The 22,355-nt window shown below is 72.5% G+C and carries 22 protein-coding genes and 1 riboswitch; of the genes, 14 read left to right on the top strand and 8 right to left on the bottom strand.

Annotated elements, in window-relative coordinates:
- Positions 1 to 39 precede the first annotated feature (39 nt).
- The 4 genes from ACFWJO_RS11925 (at position 40) to ACFWJO_RS11910 (ending at position 4,965) form a co-directional block, all read left to right on the top strand.
- Complete coding sequence (locus tag ACFWJO_RS11925) at positions 40 to 2,214, top strand: N-6 DNA methylase (RefSeq protein WP_386864576.1); 2,175 nt, start codon at positions 40 to 42, stop codon at positions 2,212 to 2,214.
- A 102-nt stretch (positions 2,215 to 2,316) separates the two neighbouring features.
- Positions 2,317 to 2,925: a hypothetical protein gene (locus ACFWJO_RS11920; RefSeq protein ID WP_386864575.1), complete on the top strand. Its 609-nt coding sequence runs from the start codon at positions 2,317 to 2,319 to the stop codon at positions 2,923 to 2,925.
- On the top strand, positions 2,922 to 4,439 hold the full coding sequence (locus ACFWJO_RS11915; RefSeq protein WP_386864574.1) for a protein kinase: 1,518 nt from the start codon (positions 2,922 to 2,924) through the stop codon (positions 4,437 to 4,439). Before ACFWJO_RS11920 ends, ACFWJO_RS11915 begins: the two co-directional genes overlap by 4 nt.
- A 121-nt stretch (positions 4,440 to 4,560) precedes the next feature.
- Complete coding sequence (locus tag ACFWJO_RS11910; protein ID WP_386864573.1) at positions 4,561 to 4,965, top strand: hypothetical protein; 405 nt, start codon at positions 4,561 to 4,563, stop codon at positions 4,963 to 4,965.
- 93 nt (positions 4,966 to 5,058) lie between these two features.
- On the opposite strand, the gene ACFWJO_RS11905 is transcribed toward ACFWJO_RS11910, so the two are convergent.
- From ACFWJO_RS11905 to ACFWJO_RS11890, 4 genes are read right to left on the bottom strand one after another with little or no spacing between them, the layout of a single operon-like run.
- Complete coding sequence (locus ACFWJO_RS11905; RefSeq protein WP_386864572.1) at positions 5,059 to 5,901, bottom strand: MBL fold metallo-hydrolase; 843 nt, start codon at positions 5,899 to 5,901, stop codon at positions 5,059 to 5,061.
- A gap of 12 nt (positions 5,902 to 5,913) precedes the next feature.
- Positions 5,914 to 6,315 (bottom strand): VOC family protein, encoded by a 402-nt coding sequence (locus ACFWJO_RS11900; protein ID WP_386864571.1) that lies wholly within the window; start codon positions 6,313 to 6,315, stop codon positions 5,914 to 5,916.
- A 44-nt stretch (positions 6,316 to 6,359) separates the two neighbouring features.
- Positions 6,360 to 6,557 (bottom strand): DUF397 domain-containing protein, encoded by a 198-nt coding sequence (locus ACFWJO_RS11895; RefSeq protein ID WP_386864570.1) that lies wholly within the window; start codon positions 6,555 to 6,557, stop codon positions 6,360 to 6,362.
- Complete coding sequence (locus ACFWJO_RS11890; protein WP_386864660.1) at positions 6,539 to 7,381, bottom strand: helix-turn-helix domain-containing protein; 843 nt, start codon at positions 7,379 to 7,381, stop codon at positions 6,539 to 6,541. Before ACFWJO_RS11890 ends, ACFWJO_RS11895 begins: the two co-directional genes overlap by 19 nt.
- A 226-nt stretch (positions 7,382 to 7,607) precedes the next feature.
- Here ACFWJO_RS11890 and ACFWJO_RS11885 point away from each other — a divergent pair, with 226 nt between their 5' ends.
- Positions 7,608 to 7,961, top strand: coding sequence for a hypothetical protein (locus ACFWJO_RS11885; RefSeq protein ID WP_386864569.1), 354 nt, complete (start codon positions 7,608 to 7,610; stop codon positions 7,959 to 7,961).
- On the opposite strand, the gene ACFWJO_RS11880 is transcribed toward ACFWJO_RS11885, so the two are convergent.
- Both ACFWJO_RS11880 and ACFWJO_RS11875 read right to left on the bottom strand, forming a co-directional pair.
- Complete coding sequence (locus ACFWJO_RS11880) at positions 7,937 to 8,407, bottom strand: carboxymuconolactone decarboxylase family protein (RefSeq protein WP_386864568.1); 471 nt, start codon at positions 8,405 to 8,407, stop codon at positions 7,937 to 7,939. The genes ACFWJO_RS11885 and ACFWJO_RS11880 overlap by 25 nt on opposite strands.
- Before the next feature lie 40 nt (positions 8,408 to 8,447).
- Complete coding sequence (locus ACFWJO_RS11875; RefSeq protein ID WP_386864567.1) at positions 8,448 to 10,856, bottom strand: YfhO family protein; 2,409 nt, start codon at positions 10,854 to 10,856, stop codon at positions 8,448 to 8,450.
- A gap of 125 nt (positions 10,857 to 10,981) precedes the next feature.
- Here ACFWJO_RS11875 and ACFWJO_RS11870 point away from each other — a divergent pair, with 125 nt between their 5' ends.
- From ACFWJO_RS11870 to ACFWJO_RS11855, 4 genes are all read left to right on the top strand, one after another.
- Positions 10,982 to 11,998 carry a glycosyltransferase family 2 protein gene (locus ACFWJO_RS11870; RefSeq protein ID WP_386864566.1) on the top strand — a complete coding sequence of 339 codons (1,017 nt, stop codon included), beginning with the start codon at positions 10,982 to 10,984 and terminating at the stop codon, positions 11,996 to 11,998.
- A complete protein-coding gene (locus tag ACFWJO_RS11865) occupies positions 11,995 to 12,411 on the top strand; it encodes a GtrA family protein (protein WP_386864565.1) in 417 nt (138 codons plus the stop codon). The genes ACFWJO_RS11870 and ACFWJO_RS11865 overlap by 4 nt, the downstream gene beginning before the upstream one ends.
- Positions 12,412 to 12,492: 81 nt before the next feature.
- On the top strand, positions 12,493 to 13,134 hold the full coding sequence (locus ACFWJO_RS11860) for a SurA N-terminal domain-containing protein (protein ID WP_386864564.1): 642 nt from the start codon (positions 12,493 to 12,495) through the stop codon (positions 13,132 to 13,134).
- A 19-nt stretch (positions 13,135 to 13,153) separates the two neighbouring features.
- On the top strand, positions 13,154 to 14,161 hold the full coding sequence (locus ACFWJO_RS11855; RefSeq protein WP_386864563.1) for a nucleoside triphosphate pyrophosphohydrolase: 1,008 nt from the start codon (positions 13,154 to 13,156) through the stop codon (positions 14,159 to 14,161).
- Between the two features lie 61 nt (positions 14,162 to 14,222).
- On the opposite strand, the gene ACFWJO_RS11850 is transcribed toward ACFWJO_RS11855, so the two are convergent.
- Together ACFWJO_RS11850 and ACFWJO_RS11845 are read right to left on the bottom strand one after the other, a co-directional pair.
- A complete protein-coding gene (locus ACFWJO_RS11850; RefSeq protein WP_386864562.1) occupies positions 14,223 to 15,440 on the bottom strand; it encodes a globin domain-containing protein in 1,218 nt (405 codons plus the stop codon).
- 95 nt (positions 15,441 to 15,535) lie between these two features.
- Entirely contained in the window at positions 15,536 to 16,381 is an 846-nt protein-coding gene (locus tag ACFWJO_RS11845; RefSeq protein WP_386864561.1) for an alpha/beta fold hydrolase, read from the bottom strand.
- Positions 16,382 to 16,504: 123 nt separating this feature from the next.
- Here ACFWJO_RS11845 and ACFWJO_RS11840 point away from each other — a divergent pair, with 123 nt between their 5' ends.
- The 5 genes from ACFWJO_RS11840 (at position 16,505) to eno (ending at position 22,238) form a co-directional block, all read left to right on the top strand.
- Positions 16,505 to 17,113 (top strand): TetR/AcrR family transcriptional regulator, encoded by a 609-nt coding sequence (locus ACFWJO_RS11840; protein ID WP_386864560.1) that lies wholly within the window; start codon positions 16,505 to 16,507, stop codon positions 17,111 to 17,113.
- A gap of 19 nt (positions 17,114 to 17,132) precedes the next feature.
- Positions 17,133 to 18,407: a cytochrome P450 gene (locus ACFWJO_RS11835; RefSeq protein ID WP_386864559.1), complete on the top strand. Its 1,275-nt coding sequence runs from the start codon at positions 17,133 to 17,135 to the stop codon at positions 18,405 to 18,407.
- A 119-nt stretch (positions 18,408 to 18,526) separates the two neighbouring features.
- Positions 18,527 to 19,546 (top strand): transglycosylase family protein, encoded by a 1,020-nt coding sequence (locus ACFWJO_RS11830; protein WP_386864558.1) that lies wholly within the window; start codon positions 18,527 to 18,529, stop codon positions 19,544 to 19,546.
- Positions 19,547 to 19,803: 257 nt separating this feature from the next.
- A riboswitch (cyclic di-AMP (ydaO/yuaA leader) is annotated at positions 19,804 to 19,977 on the top strand.
- Positions 19,978 to 19,980: 3 nt separating this feature from the next.
- Positions 19,981 to 20,685 (top strand): transglycosylase family protein, encoded by a 705-nt coding sequence (locus tag ACFWJO_RS11825; protein ID WP_386864557.1) that lies wholly within the window; start codon positions 19,981 to 19,983, stop codon positions 20,683 to 20,685.
- Positions 20,686 to 20,951: 266 nt separating this feature from the next.
- Positions 20,952 to 22,238 (top strand): phosphopyruvate hydratase, encoded by a 1,287-nt coding sequence (gene eno / locus ACFWJO_RS11820; protein ID WP_384421286.1) that lies wholly within the window; start codon positions 20,952 to 20,954, stop codon positions 22,236 to 22,238.
- The last annotated feature ends 117 nt before the right edge of the window (positions 22,239 to 22,355 follow it).

Raw genomic sequence — 22,355 nt, 5'->3', positions numbered from 1 at the left:
TCGGTGACACACGCCAGGCGGGACGAGAAGGAGTGGCCGGTGCCGGAGAGCGCAGCAGAGGTGACCGCCGCGGGCATCGCCCGCCTCGCGGGAGTCGGCCGGGCGGCCGTGAGCAACTGGCGCCGCCGGCACGCCGACTTCCCCAAACCGGTCGGCGGCACCGAGACCAGTCCGTCCTTCGCCCTCGCCGACGTCGAGGACTGGCTGCGCGCCCAGGGCAAGCTCGCCGAGGTCCCGCTCCGCGAGCGCGTCTGGCAGCAGGTCGCGGGCCACCCCTCCGGCGCCGTCACCGGCCTGGTCCACGCGGGCTGCGTGCTCCTCCTCGTCCACGACCGGGCGGCGGCCTGGCCCGCCCTCGCCGCCGCGCCCGACGACCGGCTCGGCGAGCTGCTCCCGGTGCCGCTGGAGGAGACGCTGACCGAGCGGTTCGGCGTCGAGCGGGCCGTCCGCACGCCCAGCCCACGCGAGCTCGCCGGCTCCGTCCCGCTCGTGCGCGCGGTGGCGGAACTCGCGGCCGAGACCGGCCCCCGCGAGGCCTTCGAGTTCCTGCTCGGCCGCCACCTGGACGCCAACCCCCGCCAGTACACGCTCACCCCGCCCGGCCCCGCCGCCCTCATGGCGGCGCTCGCCGGCCCCGCCGCGACCGTCCTCGACCCCGCCTGCGGCACCGGCGCGCTCCTCGGCACGGCCGCGGCCGCCGCGGCCGGATCCACCGGATCGGCAGCCACCGCACCGGGGTCCGTCCCCGCCGCCGGCCCCGGAGTCACCGCCCTCCACGGCCAGGACGCCGACCCCGACCTGGCCGCGCTGACCGCCCTGCGCCTCGCGCTCGCCACCGACGCCACCGGCCCCCGCCGCGTCGACGTCCGGGTCCTCGCCGGAGACACCCTGCGCGCCGACGCCTTCCCCGCGCTCACCGCCGACGCCGTGCTCTGCCACCCGCCGTTCAACGAGCGCAACTGGGGCCACGACGAGCTCGCCTACGACCCGCGCTGGGAGTACGGCTTCCCGGCCCGCACCGAGTCCGAACTGGCCTGGGTCCAGCACGCCCTGGCCCGGCTGCGCCCCGGCGGCACCGCCGTCCTCCTCATGCCGCCCGCCGCCGCCTCCCGCCGCTCCGGCCGCCGCGTCCGCGCCGACCTGCTGCGCCGGGGCGCGCTGCGGGCCGTCGTCGCCCTGCCGGCCGGCGCGGCCCCGCCGTACGGCATCCCGCTGCACCTGTGGGTGCTGCGCAAGCCCGTCCCCGGCGAGCGCCCGCCCGGCGAGCTGCTGCTCGTCGACACCGCGCACGAGACCGCCGCGGGCGCCGGCGTCCCCGGCTCCGGCAGCGGCCGCGACCGGCTCGACTGGCCCGCCGTCGAGAGCGCCGTCCTGGGCGCGTGGCGGCCCTTCGACCGCGACGGCACCCTTCCCGAGACGCCCGGCGAAAGCCGCTCCGTGGCGGTCGTCGAACTCCTCGACGACGACGTCGACCTGGCGCCCGCGCGCCATCTGCCGCCGCCCGCCGCCGCCGAGGGCGCGGCGCAGCTGGCCGGGGTGCGCGAGCGGCTCACGGAGACCCTGCGCCGCACCCGCGAGCTGACGCCGCCGCCCGCCGCCGAGCCCGGTGCGGCGCCCGGCGTCCGCATGACCGCGACGACGGTCGGCGAGCTCGCCCGCGCGGGCGCCCTGACCCTGCGCGCCGGAGGCACGGGCACGGCACCCGCCGGGCCCGCCGCCCAGGCGCCCGTCCGGGTCCTCACGGACACCGACGTCCTGGCCGGCCACGCGCCCTCCGGCACCCTCCCCGAGGCCCCGCCCGAGGGCCCCGCCGAGGAGCCCGTGCTGCTCGCCGCTGGCGACGTCGTCGTGCCGGTGCTCGGCGGCGGCTCGGTCGCCCGGGTCGTCGACGCCGCCACCGCGGGCGCCGCCCTCGGCCGCAACGTCCACCTGCTGCGCCCCGACCCGGCGGCCCTCGACCCGTGGTTCCTCGCCGGCTTCCTGCGCGCCACCGCCAACAGCCGCCAGGCCAGCTCGTACGCCTCGACCGCGACCCGGCTCGACGTCCGCCGCCTCCAGCTGCCCCGGCTGCCGCTGAACGAACAGCGGCGCTACGGAGACCGGTTCAGGGCCCTGGCGGAGTTCGAGGAGGCGCTGCGGCTCGCGGGCCGGCTCGGCGAGCAGCTGGTGCAGGGCATGTACGACGGGCTCGCGGACGGCACGGTCGCACCCTGACCGGACCCTGGCCGTCCGTTCCGTACAACCCTGGAGCCGATGCCGGAGTCGGTGTATACGCTCGTCTCCGACAGTCGGCTGATCAGATGACCAGGAGCAGGAATGTACGGCCAGGGCTATCCGGCGCCGCCCGCGCCGCCGCAGCAGCGCGTTCCGACCTCGGTCATCGTGCTGCGGGTGCTGTTCGCCGTGCTGCCGCTCCTCAGCCTCGGCATGCTGACGTGGGTGACGGCACTGCGGATCGGCCTCCTGACCCGCCGGGTGGTGGACTGGGTCCTGCTCGCGGTGTCGGTGGCGGTGATCGTCGCCACCTTCGTCCTGCTGCCGACGGACGAGAACGACACGTCGCTGCGGGGTGACCTGGTCATCGGGATGGTGCTGCTCAGCGCGATCGCGTTCACGGCGTACTACCTGGTGGTGGACATCCGGCACGACCACACGCGCCCCCGCCCGCACGGGCCGGCGCCGGTCCCGCCGCCGTACAACCCGTACGCGGCGACCGTGCCGCAGCACCACCAGGCCTACGGCTACCCCCAGCCCCAGCCCCAGACCCAGCCCCCGTCCGTGGTCCCGCCCGCGGCCCGGCCCCAGCCCGTCCAGCAGCCCCAGTCCCAGCCGCAGCCCCTCACCCCGCCGAGCCCGCGCATCCACCAGGTGCGCGCCGAGCTCGACGAGCTGAGCGACCTGCTCCGCAAGGACGAGCGGAAGTGAACGGGCGGGTCGTCGGCGGGCGGTACGAGCTGGCCACCCTGATCGGCCAGGGCGGCATGGGCCAGGTCTGGACGGCGTACGACGGCCGCCTCGACCGCCGGGTCGCCGTGAAGCTGCTCAGCCCCGCCGCCATCAGCGGGCCCGCGACGGCCGCCGACGAGCTGCGGCGCCGGTTCGTGCGGGAGTGCCGGGTCACCGCCCAGGTCGACCACCCCGGACTCGTCACCGTGCACGACGCGGGCAGCGACGGCGACGACCTGTATCTGGTCATGCAGTACGTGGAAGGCGCCGACCTCGCCGACCACCTCGCCGAGCACGATCCCTATCCGTGGCCGTGGGCGGTCTCCGTCGCCGCCCAGCTGTGCGCGGTCCTGGAGGCCGTGCACGCGGTGCCCATCGTGCACCGCGACCTCAAGCCGCGGAACGTGATGGTCCGCCCGGACGGCACGGTCACCGTGCTCGACCTGGGCGTGGCGTCCGTCCTCGACTCCGACACCACCCGCCTCACCCACACCGGCTCGCCCATCGGCAGCCCCGCCTACATGGCGCCCGAGCAGGCCATGGGCGGCGTCGTCGGCCCGTACACCGACCTGTACGCGCTGGGCGTGCTCCTCCACGAACTCCTCAGCGGCAACGTGCCCTTCGCCGGCTCCACCGCCCTCGGCGTGCTGCACCGGCACCTCCACGAGGCGCCCGTGCCGGTCCGCCGGCTGCGCCCCGAGGTGCCCGAGGCCCTCGAAGCGCTCGTCCTGCGCCTCCTCGCGAAGGACCCTCAGGCGCGGCCGTCCGGGGCGCAGGAGGTGTACGAGGAGCTGCTGCCGCTCCTGCCCGCGCGCGGCGCCGCCGGGCCGTCGGGGCCGCTCGACCCGACCCGTCCGTTCCGCCGCCCGCACGCGCCCTGGCCCGACCGTTCGGCCCGGGTCCCGGCGGCGCCTCCGCCTCCGGTGGCCCCGGCGTCGGCGCGGCCGGACGTGGCCGCGGCCGTGGACGAGGTGAAGCGGCTGCTCGGCGAGGGCTCCCTCACCCAGGCCGTGGACATCCTCGGCGGCATCCTCCCGGCCGCCGCCGCGGAGCACGGCGAGCGGTCGCCGGTGGTGCGGATCCTGCGCAAGCAGTACGCGTCGACGCTGATGGACGACGGCCAGTACCGCCGTGCCCTGCCCGAGCTGCGCCGGCTCGCCGAGGACCGCGCGGCGGAGGCCGGCCCGGCGGACCCGCAGACGCTCCAGTACCGCTACGACGCGGCCCTGTGCCTGGAGCAGCTGGGTGACCCGGCCGCCGCGCTCGCGGAGTTCCGCGCGCTCCTGCCGTACCACGAGCAGGACGCCCGGGCCTTCGACATCCGGCACCGGATCGGGCTGTTGCTGCTCGCGACGGGCGACCACACGGGCGCGGCGTCCCAGTTGGGCGCGCTGCTGTACGACGTGGAGCGCACCCACGGCCCCTATCACCCGCTTGCGACCGATTTGCGGCGGGTGTTGGAGCGTCAGCAGCAGATGGGACGCGGCTTCTGACGGGTCGGCAGCATCACGACTCCGTACCGGATTCGCTAACGGAAAGCATTGGTCCGATTTGGTCATTTTGCGCGGTGTAACGTGCGCGTTCGATCATGTCCACGCCTTCCAAGGATCCTTCATGACCACGCCTCCGCCGTCCGACCCGTTCGCCGCCGCGCCCGGGCAGCCCGCGCCCGAGCCCGCCCCGCAGAAGAAGGGTGGCGGTCTGCTGAAGAAGGTCGGCGGCTTCGTCGTCCTGGTGATCGTCGCCGTCGCCTGGAAGTTCGGTGTCCCGTACCTGACCGGTGACGCCCCGGTGCACGCCAAGGTCGGCGAGTGCGTGATCGTGACCGGCCCGGAGAACGCCCCCGAGGTCGAGACCCAGGGCTGCGACTCCGGCAAGGCCGACCTGTACAAGGTCGCCGCCGTGCACGAGGACACGTTCGACCTGAACAAGTGCGACCAGACCAAGTACTCGGCGCTCGCGCAGCAGCTGGGCTCGGACAAGTTCGTCCTCTGCCTCGAAGAGGTCGCGGCCAAGTAAGCAGCCGTACGTGAAAGGGGCCGGCCCGTCGGGACCGGCCCCTTCCGCGTACCCGCGTCACACGCGCACGCCGCGCGCCCGGGGCGGCGCCGCTCACGTCCCCGACGGCCGCGGCTGCTCCGGCGGAACCGAGCTCTCGGCGGCCGCCATCCACTGGTCCAGGTCGTCCTGGGTGAACTCCGTCCACGGCGGGACCTCCGGGAGCCGACGGAGGAGGTCGTAGGCCTCGGGGATGTGGGGGCCGCGGAGGACCGGGCAGTGGCAGCCGGCGATGACCTGGGCGTCCAGTTCCTGGAAGCCGCTGACGACCGCCCCGAACTTCTCCGCGTCCAGCAGGGCGACCCAGGGGGAGACCAGGCGCCCGCCGAACAGCTGGCCGTCGCGGAACTCGTCCGGCGACAGCGCCGCCGTCTCGGGCATGGGAGCCGGCACGTTCGTGGCGAAGGTGTCGACGGACCACAGGACGCCGGTCTTCCGGTCGAAGAGGGCCCGGGTCGTGGGGTTGTCGAACAGCGGCGGCCGCTTGGCGACCAAGGTGCGGTCGCCCGCGTCGATCGTGTCACCGTCCGTCATGAAGCGGCACCGGTTGACGGGCGTCTCCCACTCCTCGGCCATGCGGCCGATGGAGAACCACGTCGTCAGCAGGGTCGCGTTCGGGCACTCCGCCAGGACCGCCAGCAGGTTGCCCGCGTGGTCGCGGTCGTCGTGGGTCAGGAAGATCCACCGCACGTCCAGGGGATCCACGACGGACCAGGCCGCCTCCAGCCACTGGGAGCGCACCGCGGGCGCACCGGTGTCCACCAGGACCGGCTCGGCTCCCCGTATCACCATCGAATTCATCGGGAAGTGACCGACCGGCGGGGCCTCGAGGGCCCAGGGGATGACGAACGTCTCGTCGGCGATCTCGTACGGCTCCAGCAGGCTGAAACTTTCCATCGCGAAACACCCCTAGCCCTGCGGCGCCGGAAGGTAGAACTCCAGGGCGATGGTGTCCGGATCCTTGAAGTTGAGATGAATCCCCCCGGCGGGGTCCTCGAAGACGCCCGAGTGCCCGATCTCCTGCTCGTCCAGCCGGGACTCCCACGCCTCGATCGCCGCCCGGTCGGCGACGTGGAAGGCCAGGTGGTCGAGGCCGACCCGGCTCGGATCGAAGGCGTCCGACGGGTTCGTCGCCTCGTGCGTACGGAACCCGATGACCATGACGGGGGAGGCGACGGCCACGAAGGGCCCGAACTCGTCCTCGACGTCGAGCACCGTCTGCGTGTCGAGCAGGCGGTTGTAGAACTCGGCGCTGCGCTTCACGTCGCTCACGGTGAGAGTGACGTGCCCGATTCCAGCGATCTCGGGCATGGGCTGCCACCTCCTCCAGGGAGGACCGCTGTCTCTCTTCGATGCTACGCCGTGGCCTTCACGTCGGCGACGAAGGCGGACCAGGCGCCGGCCGCGAAGAGGAGGGCGGGGCCGGCGGGGTTCTTGCTGTCGCGGACGGGGACGAGGGGGAGGCCGTCGGCGACCTCCAGGCAGGCGCCGGCGTCATCGTTGCTGTACGAGCTCTTGCGCCAAGTGACGGTGCTCAGATCGAGGGCTCGCACTGTGCTTCCTCCAACGTACGCATGATGAACTTCCGTGAATCCACCGGGGAAAGGGCCAGATCCCGAGCTCGATCGTAGCGGAGCTGCAACAGGTCCACGTCGGCCGTTCCCTCGATCAGGCTTCCGGAAAAGCTGGTCTCCAGCCAGGCCACCACGCGGCCGTCCGCGAGCCTCAGGAACGTCACATCGGTGCCGTTCAGCGCGTACAACCCGGCGGAGTGCGGTACCACCTGGATGGTGACGTTCCGGCTGTCGCCCATCGTGAGCAGATGTTCCAGTTGCTCCTGCCAATGTGCCTGATCCGGCAGCGGCCTGCGCAGCACGGCCTCTGGCAGGACCGTGCGGAAGCCAAGGGCGTCGGCTCCCCTCAGGCGCTCCTGGCGCCCTAGACGTGCCTCGACATGGCGTGTCAGATCGGCGCCCTCAAGTGTGCCTGTCTCCATCAGCGTGCGTGCGTAGGCCTCGGTCTGGAGCAGGCCCGGGAACACGCTGGCCGCGTGGTTCCAGACGCTGACTGCCTCTGCCTCCAAGGCAAAGTACTGGCGATATTTCGCCTTGAACTGCGATTGGTCCCCCGCCGCGAGCTCCCACAGCGCCAGTAACAGCCCCGGCAACCCGTAATACGTGTCCAGCGCCTGGACGACCTCCGGGCCGCCGATCGTCTCGCCCTTCTCCATCTTCGAGAACAGCGTCGCGTCCCAGCCCAGCGCGCCCCCCAACGCCCGGTAGCTCAGCTTCCGTTCCAGCCGCAGCTTCTTCAGTTCCTCCGCGAACCGCTTCCTCGGCTCCTGGCTGCGGCCCGTGATCACCCGTCTCGGCGGCATCGCACACACGCACCTCTCCTGGAAGGTGTGGAATTACCGGATCAACGACGGGGAACAACGGCCGCCAATCCGGCCTCCCCAACCTGCCCCGGGTCCATTCTCGACATGCCCCATCACGGAGGGTAGTCCAACACCTGGAGCGGTTGTCATGGAGTGCGGCGATTTTGTGTACGACGAAGTTGCTTGTGTGGTAGGGGAGTTCCGGGGCCACGCCGGGCCCCACGCGATGCTCCGTCACCTCGGCGGCGGGCGGGAATGGCAGGCCGATCCCGCCCACCTCAGGCCCGCGACGCAGGACGAGCGCCTCAGCGCGGGCGTGCGCGCGGTGAACGAGCGGGCGCGGGCCGCGGCCGTGGCGTTCCTGGACGTGGAGCTTCCGGCGCCGCCCGTGCCCGTACCGGGGTGTGCGGAGTGTGACGGTCTGGCGGACCGGCGGCGCCGGGCGTGGCTGCGCTACGACGGCAGCGGGGAGGCGGACGCGAACGTGCTCCTCCGCCGTCATCTGGCGGAGGAGCACGGGGTGGAGCAGGAGGGGGTCCGGGGCGGGGGCGCCGGTCAGCCGAACTGGCCGACCTTGTAGTCGCCGCCGGGCATCTGGAGCATGACGTTCATGCGGTTGAACGCGTTGATGAGGGCGATGAGTCCGACGAGGGCGAGCAGCTGGTCCTCGTCGTAGTACTTCGCCGCGTTCTGCCAGACGTCGTCCGGGATGCCGCTGCCGTCGGCGATGCGGGTGCCGAGCTCGGCCAGTTCGAGGGCGGCGCGCTCGGCCTCGGTGAACACCTTGGCCTCGCGCCAGGCGCCGACCATGATCAGCCGCTGCGTGGTCTCGCCGGCCGCCTCCGCCTCCTTGGTGTGCATGTCGAGGCAGAAGGCGCAGCCGTTGATCTGGCTGGCGCGGATCTTCACCAGCTCCTGGGTCGACGCCGGAAGGCCGGCCTCGTTCAGGGCGTTGCCGGCCGCCGCGAGGTGCTTGATGAGCTTGCCGGAGACCGCGCTGGCGAAGGGGTTGAGGCGGGGTTCCATGAGGGGCTCCTTGTGTGCCGTTGTCATCGTCGCTACACCCCTATGACGAGACGGCCGGAGGGACTGTGACACGGCTGGACGTGACCTGCGTCACACGCGTGTTCGGGGTGTCCGGGTCGCCCGGTCCGGCGGACCGCCGACGCCGCCGCCGGTCCCACAGCACCCACCCGGCCGGCGTCAGCAGCGACGCGACCGCCGTCGCCAGGCCCAGGCGCAGGCCCGGCGGGCGGAAGTCGCAGGAGATCTCGTGCCGGTCCGCCGTCACCGGCGCCGACACCAGGCCGCCGTACGAGCCCGCCGGGCGCCCGTCGCAGCGCCAGCCGGGGATCCTCGGGGCGGACAGGACGACCGTGCCGGCCGTGCCGGGGCGGAGGGTGGCGCGGAAGCCGGTGCCGGTGACGTCGACGGCGGTCGGGGCGGTGGCCCGCAGGGCGGTGACGGCGGTGCGCAGGCGCGTGTGGTCCAGGCAGGCCAGCTCGCCCTTCGGCGGGACCTCGGCGCGCAGGCCCGGGACCTTCTGGACGCCCAGCGACACCAGGGCCGCCCGCCACTTCAGGAGCTGCCCGCGGAGCCTGACCGTGCGGTCGCCCAGGCGTGCCGTGCCCGTGAAGTCGGGCGACCAGAAGAACACCTCGGTGCCGACCCGGCAGGCGCCGTCCGCCGCCGGCGGCTCGTACACCCGGGCGCCCAGCAGGAGTTCCTGGTTGCGGAAGGGCGAGGCGCCGTACACCGGGGCCGGTCCCGGCGGCCGTACCGTCACCAGCGGCAGTGCCGGGCCCGTGCGGACCGCCTCGCCGTCCCGCAGCCGCGCGCCGACCGCGAACAGGGCGTCGGTCACCGGGTTGTCCAGGCTCTGCAGGTTGCGGCCGCGGGAGGTCCAGCCGACGCCGAGCGCGGCCATCGTGCGCGTGAGGACCTCGGGCGTGAGGCTGCTGTAGTAGGAGCCGCCCTGGCCGCCCAGCATCATCGGCTCGTTGCCGGTGGTCTGCGGGCGGCCGGAGTCGGTGCGGTACGCGGGCCAGCCGTCGGCCCCGTCGAGCGCGGCGGCCCGCCGGGAGTCGGCCGCGCTCCACGCCGGGTAGTCGTCGAGCCGCGCGAGCCGTTCCTTGTCGCCCCACGCCGTCGTCGCCGAGGCCTGCGCCACGAGGACCGCGGCGAGCAGCGGAAGCGCGAGCCGCCGGTGCCGTACGAGGACGACGGCGAGGCCCGCCGCGAACAGCGCGAGGCCCCAGGGCGTCACCTGGTCGCTGCCGAGGGCCGCGAGGGCGGGCACGCCCACCACGGCCACGCCGCCGAGCAGCGACCGCCGGTCCGGCGGCCCGTCGGCGAGCGCGGCCCAGGCCGCCAGGACCAGCACGCCCGTCAGGACGAAGGTCTGGCGGTACGGGCTGCCGTTCGGCGTCGCGAAGACGTGCCACACCAGGTGCGTCGGGCCCCACTGCAGCGACAGCGCGACCCCGGCGACCACCGCCGGCCACAGCCACATCCGCCGGAACAGCAGGGACGCGGCGAGCACCGGCACCGCCGTGAACACGAAGAGCGCCGGCGTCGAGAAGCCGTACGTGGCGGGCATCAGCCGGGCCGCCAGGTCCGCGCCGTCCGCCGGTACGAAGTCCCGGACGACGCCCGGATAGGCGTACCGCGTCCCGAGGAACACCGGCGCCAGCACCGGCGCGGCGAGCCCCACGCCCAGGAGCACGGTCACCGCGCCCCGCACGACCACCCGCCAGCGCGGCGCCGTCACGACCAGCACCAGGGCCGCTCCGAGGGTCGCCATGTAGGCGGTGTAGAAGTTCGCGGTCCAGCAGAGCGCGACCACCAGCGGCCCGAGCAGCGGGCGCCGTCCCTCCCGTACCCACACGCCCACCAGGCAGAGCAGCGGGAAGGCGATCAGGCCGTCCATCCACATGGGGTTGTAGACGGCCTCCAAGAGCGCCCAGCCGCACAGCCCGTACGCGGCGCCGAGCAGTCCCGCGCCCCACCGCATCCGCGGATCGGCGGCCGGCCGCATCCGCGGCAGCGTGAACGCCATGGCGGCCGCCGCGGCCGCCGTCTTGAGGACGGTGACCGCGTAGAGCGCGTACGCGAGGTCCGCGCGCGGCGCGAGCGCGACCAGCGGGGCGAAGGGGCTGGTCAGGTAGGTGCCGAGGTCGGGCAGGAAGCTGGTGCCCCAGCCCGATTGCCAGTTCAGGAGCAGCCCCCCGTCGGCCCGGCCGTGCAGCAGGTCCCACAGACGGGCGTGGAACGGCAGGAACTGGTTGCCCAGGTCGTTCACGCTGCGCCGGTGCGGCCCGAACGGGAAGGTGCGGGCGACGGCGTCCCCCGCGCACATGGCGAGGGCGGTGAGCAGCGCCGCCAGCAGGGGAGCCCGGCCGGCGGCCCGCGCGGCGGCCCGTGTGGCGGTACGCCCGGCGGCCCACCCGGGGACACGCGGTTTCGGGATCTTCATCGTCTCCCGAATATCGCATCCGAATGCGCGAAATCGTCCGCGACGCCGGGCAGTTCATTCAATGGTCGCCTCGACGTCACCGGTGGAATCCGGCGGCGACATCCGGACCGGTTGTCGTGTCGTGCGTGCTGCTCTCGATCGTGGTCCCGTGCTTCAACGAAGAAGAGATCATCGGTCGCTTCCACGACCAGGTGACGGCCGAACTCTCCCGTTTCGACGGGGAATTCGAGATCGTTTACGTGGACGACGGAAGTCGTGACCGAACGCTGCCCCTCCTGGAGGAGATCGCCGCCGGCGATTCCCGGGCGCGCTACGTCTCCTTCAGCCGCAACTTCGGCAAGGAGGCCGCCATGCTGGCCGGCCTCCGGCACGCGGCCGGCGACGCCGTCGTCATCATGGACGCCGACCTCCAGCACCCGCCGGAGCTCGTGCACCGCATGCTCACGCTGCACGCCGAGGGATACGACCAGGTCATCGCCCGGCGCACCCGCACCGGCGACCGGGTCACCCGCACCCTGACCGCCCGGGCGTACTACTGGGCGATCAACCGCCTGGTGGACGTCGAGCTGGTCGACGGCGTCGGCGACTTCCGGCTGCTTTCCCGCCGCACGGTCGACTCGATTCTCGAGCTGACCGAATACAACCGTTTCTCGAAGGGCCTGTTCGCCTGGGTCGGATTCCGGACGACGACCTTCGAGTACGAGAATGCGGTCCGTGAGCAGGGCCGTTCGAAATGGACGTTCGGAAAGCTGCTCAACTACGGCCTCGACGGCCTTCTCTCGTTCAACAACAAGCCGCTCAGGGCCGCCGTCTATCTCGGCATGGTCCTGGTCGCCGTGGCATTCGCGTACGCCGCCTGGATCGTCGGTGTCGCCCTGGTGAACGGCGTGGAGACGCCCGGCTACGTCACCCTGCTCGTGACGGTCACCGCGCTCGCCGGCGTCCAGATGGTGATGCTGGGACTGGTGGGCGAGTACGTCGGCCGTATCTACTACGAGGTGAAGCGGCGCCCGCACTACCTGGTGAAGGCGACGAACACGCGGGTTCCCGCGTCCGCGTCCGCAGCCGGGCCCGCGGCCGCGGCCGGGTCCGCGCCCGCGACCGCGCCCGGACCCCGCGACGAGGAGCTCATCCGTCGATGACGACCGCCTGGCAGGTGCTGCGCTTCGCCCTCGTCGGCGTGGTCAACACCGGTACGTACTACGGGCTCTACCTCCTGCTCGGGCTGTGGCTGCCGTACCTGGCCGCGCACGTCCTCGCCTTCGCGCTCTCCATGGTCGGCTCCTTCTTCCTCACCTCCTACTTCACCTACCGCACCCGCCCGACCTGGCGGAAGTTCCTGCTCTTCCCGCTCACCAACGCGGCGAACTTCGTCATCACGACCGTCGGCGTCTACGTCCTGGTGGACCTCCTGGACTTCGACAGCCGTTACGCGCCGCTGATCGCCGCGGCGGCCGCGATCCCCGTGACGTTTCTGCTCTCCCGGACGATCATGCTGGGACCCGACACCACCCGAACACGTGAGTCGTTGACCGAAACAGTCGCCGCCAAGTAGTGGCCCGGGCCACGGCGACTGCCTAACATCGATCACCGCACGGTCGTCCCACTGACGCACGACCCACGCCGGGAGGCTCCTTTGCACCGCCGCACTGCGCTCTCCGTCTCCGCCGCCGCCCTGCTCGCCGCGGCCCCGCTGCTCACCGCCTGCGGCAGTGACGCCCACCCGGGCGCGGCGGCCGTCGTCGGCGGGCAGCGGATCGAGGTCTCCAGCCTCCAGGCCCAGGTCGAGGACGTGCGGTCGGCCCAGCAGGCCTCGCCGAACGCGGCCCAGCTGATCCGGGAGACCGGCGACCTCAGCCGCCAGAAGCTGCACGACATGATCTTCGACCGGGTGGCCGCGAAGGTCGCCGAGGACAACGGGATCACCGTGAGCCGCGGCGAGATCCAGCAGGCGCGCGGCGAGTTCGTCCGCCAGAGCGGCGGCGAGCAGCAGCTGCGCGCCGCGCTGCTCCAGCAGCGGGGCGTGGCGCCCGACCAGGTCGACGACGTGGCCCGCCGGGCCGTCCTGATGAACAAGATCGCCGCGAAGCTGGGCGTCAGCAACACCCCCGAGGGCCAGAAGAAGCTCACGGAGGCCTTCAGCCAGGCGTCCAAGGCGCTCCGGATCGACGTGAACCCGCGCTACGGCAGCTGGGACGACGAGAAGATCCAGCTGGCCACGTACACGGCGCCGTGGGTGCGGCAGATCAGCCAGACCGCCCCGGAGGCCGGTGCCTGAGCCGAGGTAGGTTCGAGAGGTGAACGCTGACACCTCCGACTCCGGCACCCCCGGCATCACCGAGCCCTCCGGCACCGGCCGCATCGTCCTGCTCACCGCCAGCCACCGGGTGGCGCCCGGACTGCTCTCCTGGCCCGCCTGGCAGGCGCTGCGCACGGCGGACCGGGTGCTGTGCCCGGACGCGGACCACCCGCAGCTGCCGTACCTGCGGGAGGCCGCGGTCGCCGTCGAAGTGCTGCGGCCCTCCGCACAGGAGCTGGTCGAGGCGTGCGCCGGAGGCCGCACGGTCGTCGTGCTGCCGTCGGGCGAGGGCGATGCGGCGCTCACCGACGGGCTCGCGCGGATGGCCGGGTCCGGCCGGTTCGCGATGCCGGACCTGGAGCTGCTGCCCGGCTCGTACGACCTGCCGGGCGCCCGGCTCCTCGACCTCGTGCAGGTCATGGACCGGATCCGCCGCGAGTGCCCGTGGTCCTCGCGGCAGACCCACGAGGACCTCGCGAAGTACGGCATCGAGGAGGCCTACGAGCTGGTCGAGGCCATCGAGGACGGCGACCGGGAGGCGCTGCGCGAGGAGCTCGGCGACGTGCTGCTCCAGGTGGTCTTCCACGCCCGGATCGCGCAGGAGGCCGCGGAGGAGCCGTTCTCGGTCGACGACGTGGCCGCGACGATCGTGGAGAAGCTGATCCACCGCCACCCGCACGTCTTCGGCGACGCGACCGCCGAGACCCCGGAGGACGTCAAGGAGCACTGGCAGCGCACCAAGGCCGCCGAGAAGCAGCGGGAGTCGGTGACCGACGGCGTGCCGCTCGGCCAGCCGGGCCTCGCGCTCGCGGCGAAGCTCGCGGGCCGCGTCCGCACGGCCGGCCTCGACGTCCCTCCGCCCGCCGGCGAGGGCATCGGCTACGAACTCCTCGCCCTCGCGGTACGCGCGGAGGCCGCGGGCGTCGACCCGGAAGCCGCCCTGCGCGCGGCGGGCCGCCTCTACCGCGACGCGATCCGCACGGCGGAGGGCGTGGACCGGGCGTAGGGCCTGTCCGGCGGATCAGGGCCGGACATGCCGCCCCCTCTGCCGCTTCGCGGACAGTGGGTCAGGCGTACGGCTCGCGCGGGGCGCGGGCCTCGGGGTTGTGCCAGTGGAGCTGTGGCGGTTCGAGCAGCCACTCGGCCCGGGTGCCCGGGCGGGTGGAGAAGCGGCCCACGGCCGGCAGCCGGTCGTGGAAGATCCGGTCCGGGTCGGTGCCGAGGTCGGTCAGTTCCTCGGTGACCTCGGTGAGGAGACCGGGCGGGCCGGCGAGGTAGACGTCGTGGGCGGGCCAGTGCACGGCGGCGCGCAGCGCCTGCACGAGCCGGTCGGTGGCCTGGTCGCGGGGCCGGCCGGGAGCGGCGGTGATGTAGGTGACGTGGAGGCCGGGGATCAGCTCGGTGAGACGGTCCACGTCGGCCCGCCCGTACAGGTACTCCTTGGCGCGGGCGACCAGGAACAGCCGTCCTTCCAGGCGCGGTTCGTCCTCCGCCGCCTCTTCGAGCAGCGCCCGCACCGGCGCCCAGCCGGTGCCGCCCGCTATGTAGGTGCGGGGTTTGCCGGGCGGGGTACGGGCGGTCAGCGCGCCGCCCGGCGCGGACAGGCGCAGGGTCTCGCCGACCCGCAGCTGCTCGGTGAGGGCGGTGCTCATCAGCCCGCCCCGGATCCGGCTGACGTGCAGGTCGAGCGTGCCGTCGGGGCGGGGCGCGTTGGCGAGGGAGTAGGTGCGCCAGACCCGCGGCACGTGGAGCGTGCTGACGCTCACGTACTGCCCGGCGGCGTACGGGTAGGGGCGGCGGGGCCGCAGGGTGAGCAGCGTGAGGTCGGCCCCGTACCGCTCGTGGCCCACGACGTCGGCGTCCCACCAGGCGGGTTCGCCGTCCGCGACGGACTCGTCGGCCCCGGCCTTCATCAGGTCGGCGACGAACCCGTAGGCCTCGGTCCACGCCTTCTCCGCCTCGACGGTCCAGGCGGCGCCGGCGGTGTGCGCGAAGGCGGCGAGCAGGCTGGCGCCGACCGCGCTGTAGAGCGCGGGAGTGGCCAGGAACTTGCGGTGGTCGCGGCCCAGCTGCCCGAGGTAGCCCGCCAGGCCCGGGTCCTCCAGGTGCGTCACGACATGGGTCAGCGCGGCGAACAGCCGGTCCCGCTGCGGCGCCAGGTCCTGCGGGAACAGCTCGCGGACGCCCGGGTTGTGCCAGAAGAGGTGCGAGTAGAAGAAGGTGACGGCGTGCTCGGCCCGTCTCTCGACGACCGCGAACGTACTTCTGAGCAAATGGGCATCCACGCGGTGAATCTAAGCCACTCAGCGTCACCGCGCGGGCGGTCTTGGTACTTCACCTGCGGACGCGGCATCCCGGCGCTGCCCCACATGTGTCACCTTCAGCTGCCGGCGTGCTCCTCGTCTGCCGTCGTCGGCGCGCTGAAGAAGTCGGCGAGGGCCGGGGCCAGGACCTGCGGGGATATCGCGTGCTCCTCGCCGGGGAAGACCCGCAGGGTGTAGTTGCCGGCCGACGCGGCGAGCTCCCGCGCTCCGGTCAGCATGTGGGGCGCTCCCGCGTCGCCGCTGCCGACGAGGACGGGCACGGTCACCGACGCCCAGCGCCCGACCGGCAGGGGCCGGCCGGACATGGTGTCGCCCATGATCCGCCCGTCGTAGGGGAGGGTGCGGGCGACGGCCTCCATGGCCGCCCAGAACGGGGCCTGGCGCATGCCCGCGACGACTTCGTCAGGGAGTCCGACCGCCGCCGTCATGAAGTGGGCGACGGCGTCCCCGTACGCCTCCTTCGCCACCAGCTCCGTCAGGTGCTCGACGTAGTCGGCGGGCAGCGGCGGGCGGCTGTCGTCGGTGACGAACGGCGGCTCGTACAGGGCGAGTCGGGAGACGGTGCTGCCCCGGGCGGTGGCCTCCAGGGCGAGGACGGCGCCGGAGGACATGCCGAAGAGCATGGCCGAGCCGCCGGCCGGCCCCTGGATCAGCGCGTCCAGGTCCTCCACCTCGCGCCCCACCTCGTACGGCGCACTGTCGCCGCTGTCCCCGCGCCCCCGGCGGTCGTACGTGACGACGGTGAAGCGTTCGGCGAGCAGCTCCGCGAGCTCGGCGGAGTCGCCGCGGGTCATGAAGGCGCCGCCGACGAGGACGACGGCGGGCCCGGTGCCCCGGCGCTCGTAGGCGATGCGGGTGCCATCGGCGGAGGTGACGGTCGCGAAAGGCGTGCTGACGGACATAGAGGATCCCTTCCCCCGGAGATCTTGGGAACTGGACAGTACAGTACCCGCGCGAGTACTGGTCGGTCCAGTACTCTTTCGGGTGCGGGGACGACGACGAAAGAAGACAGAGGGGAGCCGGGGATGGACGCCCGATCGGCGCGCAAGCACCAGTCGATCCTGGAGGCCGCCACCGAGGTGTTCCTGTCCAGGGGATACGCGGGGACGAGCATGGACGACATCGCCAGGCTGGCGGCGGTGTCGAAGCAGACGGTCTACAAGCACTTCGCCGACAAGGAGAAGCTGTTCGCCGAGATCGTCTTGGCCACCACCGACGGCATCGACGGCATGATCGACGCGGTGGCGGACATCCCCGTCGACGCGGCGGGCCTGGAGGACGGCCTGCTCCGGCTGGCCCGACGGTTCACCGTCACCCTCACCCAGACGCACGTGCTCCAGCTGCGGCGGCTGATCATCGCCAACGCCGACCAGTTCCCCGAGCTCGGCGCCACCTGGTACGAGCGGGGCTTCGAGCGGGTCCTCGCCAACCTCGCGGACACCTTCCGGCGGCTCGCCGACGCGGGACTGCTCAGGATCGACGACCCGCTCCTCGCCGCCCACCACTTCGCCGGTCTGCTGCTGTGGATCCCGGTGAACAAGGCGATGTTCCACGGCAGCGCCCAGCACGACGACACCGACCTGGAGCGCTACGCCACCGAGGGCGTCCGCGTCTTCCTCGCCGCCTACCGCTGAGCCGGTCCGCCCGCCCGCCTTGTACGGTCGGAAGGTGAGCAGCACCTCCGGCACCCCCTCCGTACCGCCCGCCCCCGAGCTCTTCACCTGGGAGTTCGCCACCGACCCGTACCCGGCCTACGCCTGGCTGCGCGAGCACGCGCCCGTGCACAAGGCCACCCTGCCCAGCGGGGTCGAGGCGTGGCTGGTGACGCGGTACGGGGACGCCCGGCAGGCACTGGCCGACCAGCGGCTCTCGAAGAACCCGGCGCACCACGACGAGCCCGCGCACGCCAAGGGCAAGACGGGCATTCCGGGCGAGCGCAAGGCCGAGCTGATGACGCATCTGCTCAACATCGACCCGCCGGACCACACCCGGCTGCGGCGGCTGGTCTCGAAGGCCTTCACGCCGCGCCGGGTGGCGGAGTTCGCGCCGCGCGTGCAGGAGCTGACGGACCACCTCATCGACGGCTTCGCCGCGCGGGGGAGCGCGGACCTCATCCACGAGTTCGCCTTCCCGCTGCCCATCTACGCGATCTGCGACCTGCTCGGCGTGCCCCGCGAGGACCAGGACGACTTCCGGGACTGGGCCGGGATGATGATCCGGCACGGCGGCGGGCCGCGCGGCGGCGTGGCGCGCTCGGTCAAGAAGATGCGCGGCTATCTCGCCGAGCTCATCCACAAGAAGCGGGAGGAGCCCGGCGACGACCTCATCTCCGGGCTGATCCGCGCCTCCGACCACGGCGAGCACCTCACCGAGAACGAGGCCGCCGCCATGGCGTTCATCCTCCTCTTCGCCGGCTTCGAGACCACCGTGAACCTCATCGGCAACGGGGTGTACGCGCTGCTGCGCAACCCCGGGCAGCGGGCCCGGCTCCAGGACTCGCTGGCGGCCGGGGAGACCGGGCTCCTGGAGACCGGCGTCGAGGAGCTGCTGCGGTACGACGGGCCGGTGGAGCTCGCGACCTGGCGCTTCGCGACCGAGGCGCTGACCGTCGGCGGGCAGGAGATCCCGGCCGGCGATCCGGTGCTCGTGGTGCTCGCCGCGGCGGACCGGGATCCGGCGCGGTTCGACGGGCCGGACACCCTGGACCTCGCGCGGCGGGACAACCAGCACCTCGGGTACGGGCACGGCATCCACTACTGCCTGGGAGCGCCGTTGGCGCGCCTGGAGGGGCAGACCGCGCTCGCGACGCTCCTGACCCGCCTGCCCGATCTGCGACTTGGCGCCGATCCGGCGGAACTGCGCTGGCGCGGCGGGCTCATCATGCGCGGACTTCGCACGCTTCCGGTGGAATTCTCCCCCGCCCCCTGACTGACATCCCGTCAATACTGTGATGTTTACGTGATCTGCGCTGCATCAGCTTGTGACTCACGTTCGAATGCCGCTACTTTCACCCGCAGTCTCAGCTGTCACGCGAAAGGGCATTCCGCATGCGCTCCGGAAACGGACGACACCGCAGACCCCGCCAGGCCCCCGCCATCGTCGTCGCCGCGGGTGTGACCGGCTCGGCCCTGGCGTTGCCGCTGCTCGCCACGGGTTCCGCCTCCGCCGCCGACGCCGCCACGTGGGACCGCGTCGCCGAGTGCGAGTCGGGCGGGGCCTGGAGCGCCAACTTCGGCAACGGGCTCTACGGCGGACTCCAGTTCACCCAGGAGAGCTGGGAGCGCCACGGCGGCCTCGCCTACGCGCCGAGCGCGGACCTCGCGAGCCGCGCCCAGCAGATCGCCGTCGCGGACAAGGCGCTCGCGGCCGGCGACAACCAGTGGGCCACCTGCGCCCCGATCGCCGGACTGACCAACGACGGCAAGGCGCCCGGCGTCGACCCCGGCCCCGGCACGCCCGCCAAGGAGTCCACGGGCCCCCGCCCCGAGTCGAACCGCACCGACGGCCTGCCCGCCGGCTCCGCCGGGACCACTCCGGAGCCCTCGGCCTCGACCACCGCTCCGGCGACGCCCGCCACCCCGACGAGCCCGGCGTCCGGCACTCCCTCGGCCGGCACCACGACCACGCCCGCGACTCCCGCGACGCCCGGTACGCCCGTAACGCCGGGAACGTCCGACACGTCGGTCACGCCGGGCACCTCGGGAACGCCGGACGCGACCACCGCTCCCGGCACCGGCAAGCACCGGGGTGACGCCGCGACAGAAGAACCGGGCATGACGGACACCTCGCCCGAATCCGGACGCCACGCGGCCCCGGACCCGACCGCGGCCGACAAGACCGGTGAGGGTGCCGAGGGTTCGGCGGATACCGACAACACGGACAAGGCGGACGAATACACCGTCAAGCCGGGTGACAGCCTGTCGGGCATTGCGCAGGAGAACGGCCTCGCCGGCGGCTGGACCGCCCTCTATGACGCCAACAAGAAGACCGTCGGATCCGACCCCGACCTCATCATCCCTGGTCAGAGCCTTGAGTTGGAGCTCGACGAGCTCGTGGGCAAGGGGTAGTTCGGGGCTGAATGTCCGTTCTGTGTAAGTGAGACATGGGTCTCTCTTCTCGAACTGGCGTGTCGCGACCGCAAAGTTTGCCGGCGTCGCCCCTCACCTGCGTAAACGCCTCCTGACGGGGTGCAAGTAGGGGCGATTTTCCCGGGTTGATGCCCTTTGAACTTCTCCCGGGTGTGTGTCTACGGTCGTGACCGCTCGCCACCGCGGGCCCCGCCGACCGGTACGCCGAATCCTGCCGCCGGACGGAGGGAACAGTCGTCGCGCAAGCGCCGAAGGCAGGAGCGGGGGACCCAAGGTAAGTGCCGGCCCCGGCCGTTGAGACAGACGGCCGAAGACCGGCTTGGGGTGAAGCCGCGTGCCAGGACACGCGGCCGGGCAGCTCACTCGCCCGAACCCGACAGCTCACCTCGCAGGCGTCGGTGAGGAGAACTTCCATGCTGCTTTCCGGCAAGGGCAAACACCGCCGTTCCTCCAAGGCCACCCGCGCCATCGCGCTCGCCGGTGCCGCCGGCGTCGCCGTCGCGGCCCCGCTGATGGCCGCCGGCACCGCCTCGGCCGCCACGGCCTCCGAGTGGGACGCCGTCGCCCAGTGCGAGTCCGGCGGCAACTGGTCCATCAACACCGGCAACGGCTACTACGGCGGCCTGCAGTTCTCGGCCTCCACCTGGGCCGCGTACGGCGGCACCGCCTACGCCCCCACCGCCGACCAGGCCTCCAAGTCGCAGCAGATCGCCATCGCCGAGAAGGTCCTCGCGGGCCAGGGCAAGGGTGCGTGGCCGAGCTGTGGCGTGGGCCTCTCCAGCGCCACGTACAGCGGCGGCTCCGCCGAGAGCACCACTCCGCAGCGCTCCACCGAGCAGCCGACGACCCGCAGCGAGCAGCGCCAGGCCCCGAAGCAGTCCGCCCCCAAGCAGACCGCTCCGAAGAAGGCCGACGCCAAGAAGACCGTCACCACGCCGACCGGCAAGAAGGTCAAGAAGGGTGACGGCGAGTACAAGGTCGTCGCCGGCGACACCCTCAGCAAGATCGCCCAGGCGCACGGCGTCAAGGGCGGCTGGGCCAAGCTCTTCGAGCTGAACAAGGACGTCGTCGAGGACGCCGACCTGATCTACCCGGGCCAGCAGCTCCACCTCAAGTGAGCCTGCCGACCCTCCCGCGGTGAGTGACCACCCCGGTCCGGAGTGCCCTTCCCCCGTGCGCTCCGGGCCGGGGTTTCCTCTGCCCCGCACCCTACTCGTGAGTAGGTAAGAGGTCTTTCGCCCCCAGATGCATGCCCTTGGGTCCTTTTTCGTCCCAGGGGGCGGGCGCCCGGCTGGCCGGAGCCCCCGAGCCGGTTAGGCTCGTGTCGCAAGGCGTACGAGACCTTGCCGCATGCGTCACAACCAGCGTCACATCCCAGAAGGAGATGCTCGTGCCGTCCATCGACGTCGTCGTAGCCCGGGAAATCCTGGACTCCCGAGGCAACCCCACGGTCGAGGTCGAGGTCGGCCTCGACGACGGCAGCACCGGCCGTGCTGCCGTCCCGTCCGGTGCCTCCACCGGTGCGTTCGAGGCCCTCGAGCTCCGCGACGGTGACCCCAACCGTTACCAGGGCAAGGGCGTGGAGAAGGCCGTTCTCGCCGTCATCGAGCAGATCGGCCCGGAGCTCGTCGGCTACGACGCCACCGAGCAGCGCCTGATCGACCAGGCGATGTTCGACCTGGACGCCACCCCGGACAAGTCCTCGCTCGGCGCCAACGCCATCCTCGGCGTCTCCCTCGCCGTCGCGCACGCCGCCTCCGAGGCCTCCGACCTGCCGCTGTTCCGCTACCTCGGCGGCCCGAACGCGCACCTGCTGCCCGTTCCGATGATGAACATCCTGAACGGCGGCTCGCACGCCGACTCCAACGTGGACATCCAGGAGTTCATGATCGCGCCGATCGGCGCGGAGTCCTTCTCCGAGGCCCTGCGCTGGGGCACCGAGGTCTACCACACCCTCAAGTCCGTCCTGAAGACCAAGGGCCTGTCCACCGGCCTCGGCGACGAGGGCGGCTTCGCCCCGAACCTGGGCTCCAACCGCGAGGCTCTCGACCTCATCCTCGAGGCCATCAAGCAGGCCGGCTACGTGCCCGGCAAGGACATCGCGCTCGCGCTCGACGTCGCCGCCTCCGAGTTCTACAAGGACGGCTCGTACGAGTTCGAGGGCAAGTCCCGCTCGGCCGCCGAGATGACCGAGTACTACGAGGAGCTCGTCTCCGCGTACCCGCTGGTCTCCATCGAGGACCCGCTGTTCGAGGACGACTGGGCCGGCTGGAAGACCATCACCGAGAAGCTCGGCTCCAAGGTCCAGCTGGTCGGCGACGACCTGTTCGTCACCAACCCGGAGCGCCTCGCCCGCGGCATCGAGGAGGGCTCCGCCAACGCCCTCCTGGTCAAGGTCAACCAGATCGGCTCGCTGACCGAGACCCTGGACGCCGTCGAGCTCGCCCAGCGCAACGGCTTCAAGTGCATGATGTCCCACCGCTCCGGCGAGACCGAGGACGTCACCATCGCCGACCTGGCCGTCGCCACCAACTGCGGCCAGATCAAGACCGGCGCCCCGGCCCGCTCCGAGCGCGTCGCCAAGTACAACCAGCTGCTGCGCATCGAGGAGATCCTCGACGACGCCGCGGTGTACGCGGGTCGCTCCGCCTTCCCGCGCTTCAAGGGCTGACCTGCCCTGACGACGTAGTTACGGGCTTTGCATCCGAAGAATCAAACAGGTAGCAAAGGCGTAGCGAAGCGAAGCGTCCCCGCACTCGGTCCCGTACCGTGTGCGGGGACGCACGTG

It is taken from the genome of Streptomyces sp. NPDC127092, assembly GCF_042722475.1.
Classification (GTDB): Bacteria; Actinomycetota; Actinomycetes; order Streptomycetales; family Streptomycetaceae; genus Streptomyces.
This window is presented reverse-complemented; position numbering and strand designations above follow the sequence as displayed.

Coding starts and splice junctions, on each gene's coding strand:
- ACFWJO_RS11920 (WP_386864575.1), top strand. CDS start 2,317: ATGTACGGCCAGGGCTATCCGGCGCCGCCCGCGCCGCCGCAGCAGCGC.
- ACFWJO_RS11885 (WP_386864569.1), top strand. CDS start 7,608: ATGCTCCGTCACCTCGGCGGCGGGCGGGAATGGCAGGCCGATCCCGCC.
- eno (WP_384421286.1), top strand. CDS start 20,952: ATGCTCGTGCCGTCCATCGACGTCGTCGTAGCCCGGGAAATCCTGGAC.
- ACFWJO_RS11825 (WP_386864557.1), top strand. CDS start 19,981: ATGCTGCTTTCCGGCAAGGGCAAACACCGCCGTTCCTCCAAGGCCACC.
- ACFWJO_RS11880 (WP_386864568.1), bottom strand. CDS start 8,407: ATGGAACCCCGCCTCAACCCCTTCGCCAGCGCGGTCTCCGGCAAGCTC.
- ACFWJO_RS11845 (WP_386864561.1), bottom strand. CDS start 16,381: ATGTCCGTCAGCACGCCTTTCGCGACCGTCACCTCCGCCGATGGCACC.
- ACFWJO_RS11840 (WP_386864560.1), top strand. CDS start 16,505: ATGGACGCCCGATCGGCGCGCAAGCACCAGTCGATCCTGGAGGCCGCC.
- ACFWJO_RS11830 (WP_386864558.1), top strand. CDS start 18,527: ATGCGCTCCGGAAACGGACGACACCGCAGACCCCGCCAGGCCCCCGCC.
- ACFWJO_RS11900 (WP_386864571.1), bottom strand. CDS start 6,315: ATGCCCGAGATCGCTGGAATCGGGCACGTCACTCTCACCGTGAGCGAC.
- ACFWJO_RS11905 (WP_386864572.1), bottom strand. CDS start 5,901: ATGGAAAGTTTCAGCCTGCTGGAGCCGTACGAGATCGCCGACGAGACG.
- ACFWJO_RS11890 (WP_386864660.1), bottom strand. CDS start 7,381: ATGCCGCCGAGACGGGTGATCACGGGCCGCAGCCAGGAGCCGAGGAAG.
- ACFWJO_RS11865 (WP_386864565.1), top strand. CDS start 11,995: ATGACGACCGCCTGGCAGGTGCTGCGCTTCGCCCTCGTCGGCGTGGTC.
- ACFWJO_RS11875 (WP_386864567.1), bottom strand. CDS start 10,856: ATGAAGATCCCGAAACCGCGTGTCCCCGGGTGGGCCGCCGGGCGTACC.
- ACFWJO_RS11910 (WP_386864573.1), top strand. CDS start 4,561: ATGACCACGCCTCCGCCGTCCGACCCGTTCGCCGCCGCGCCCGGGCAG.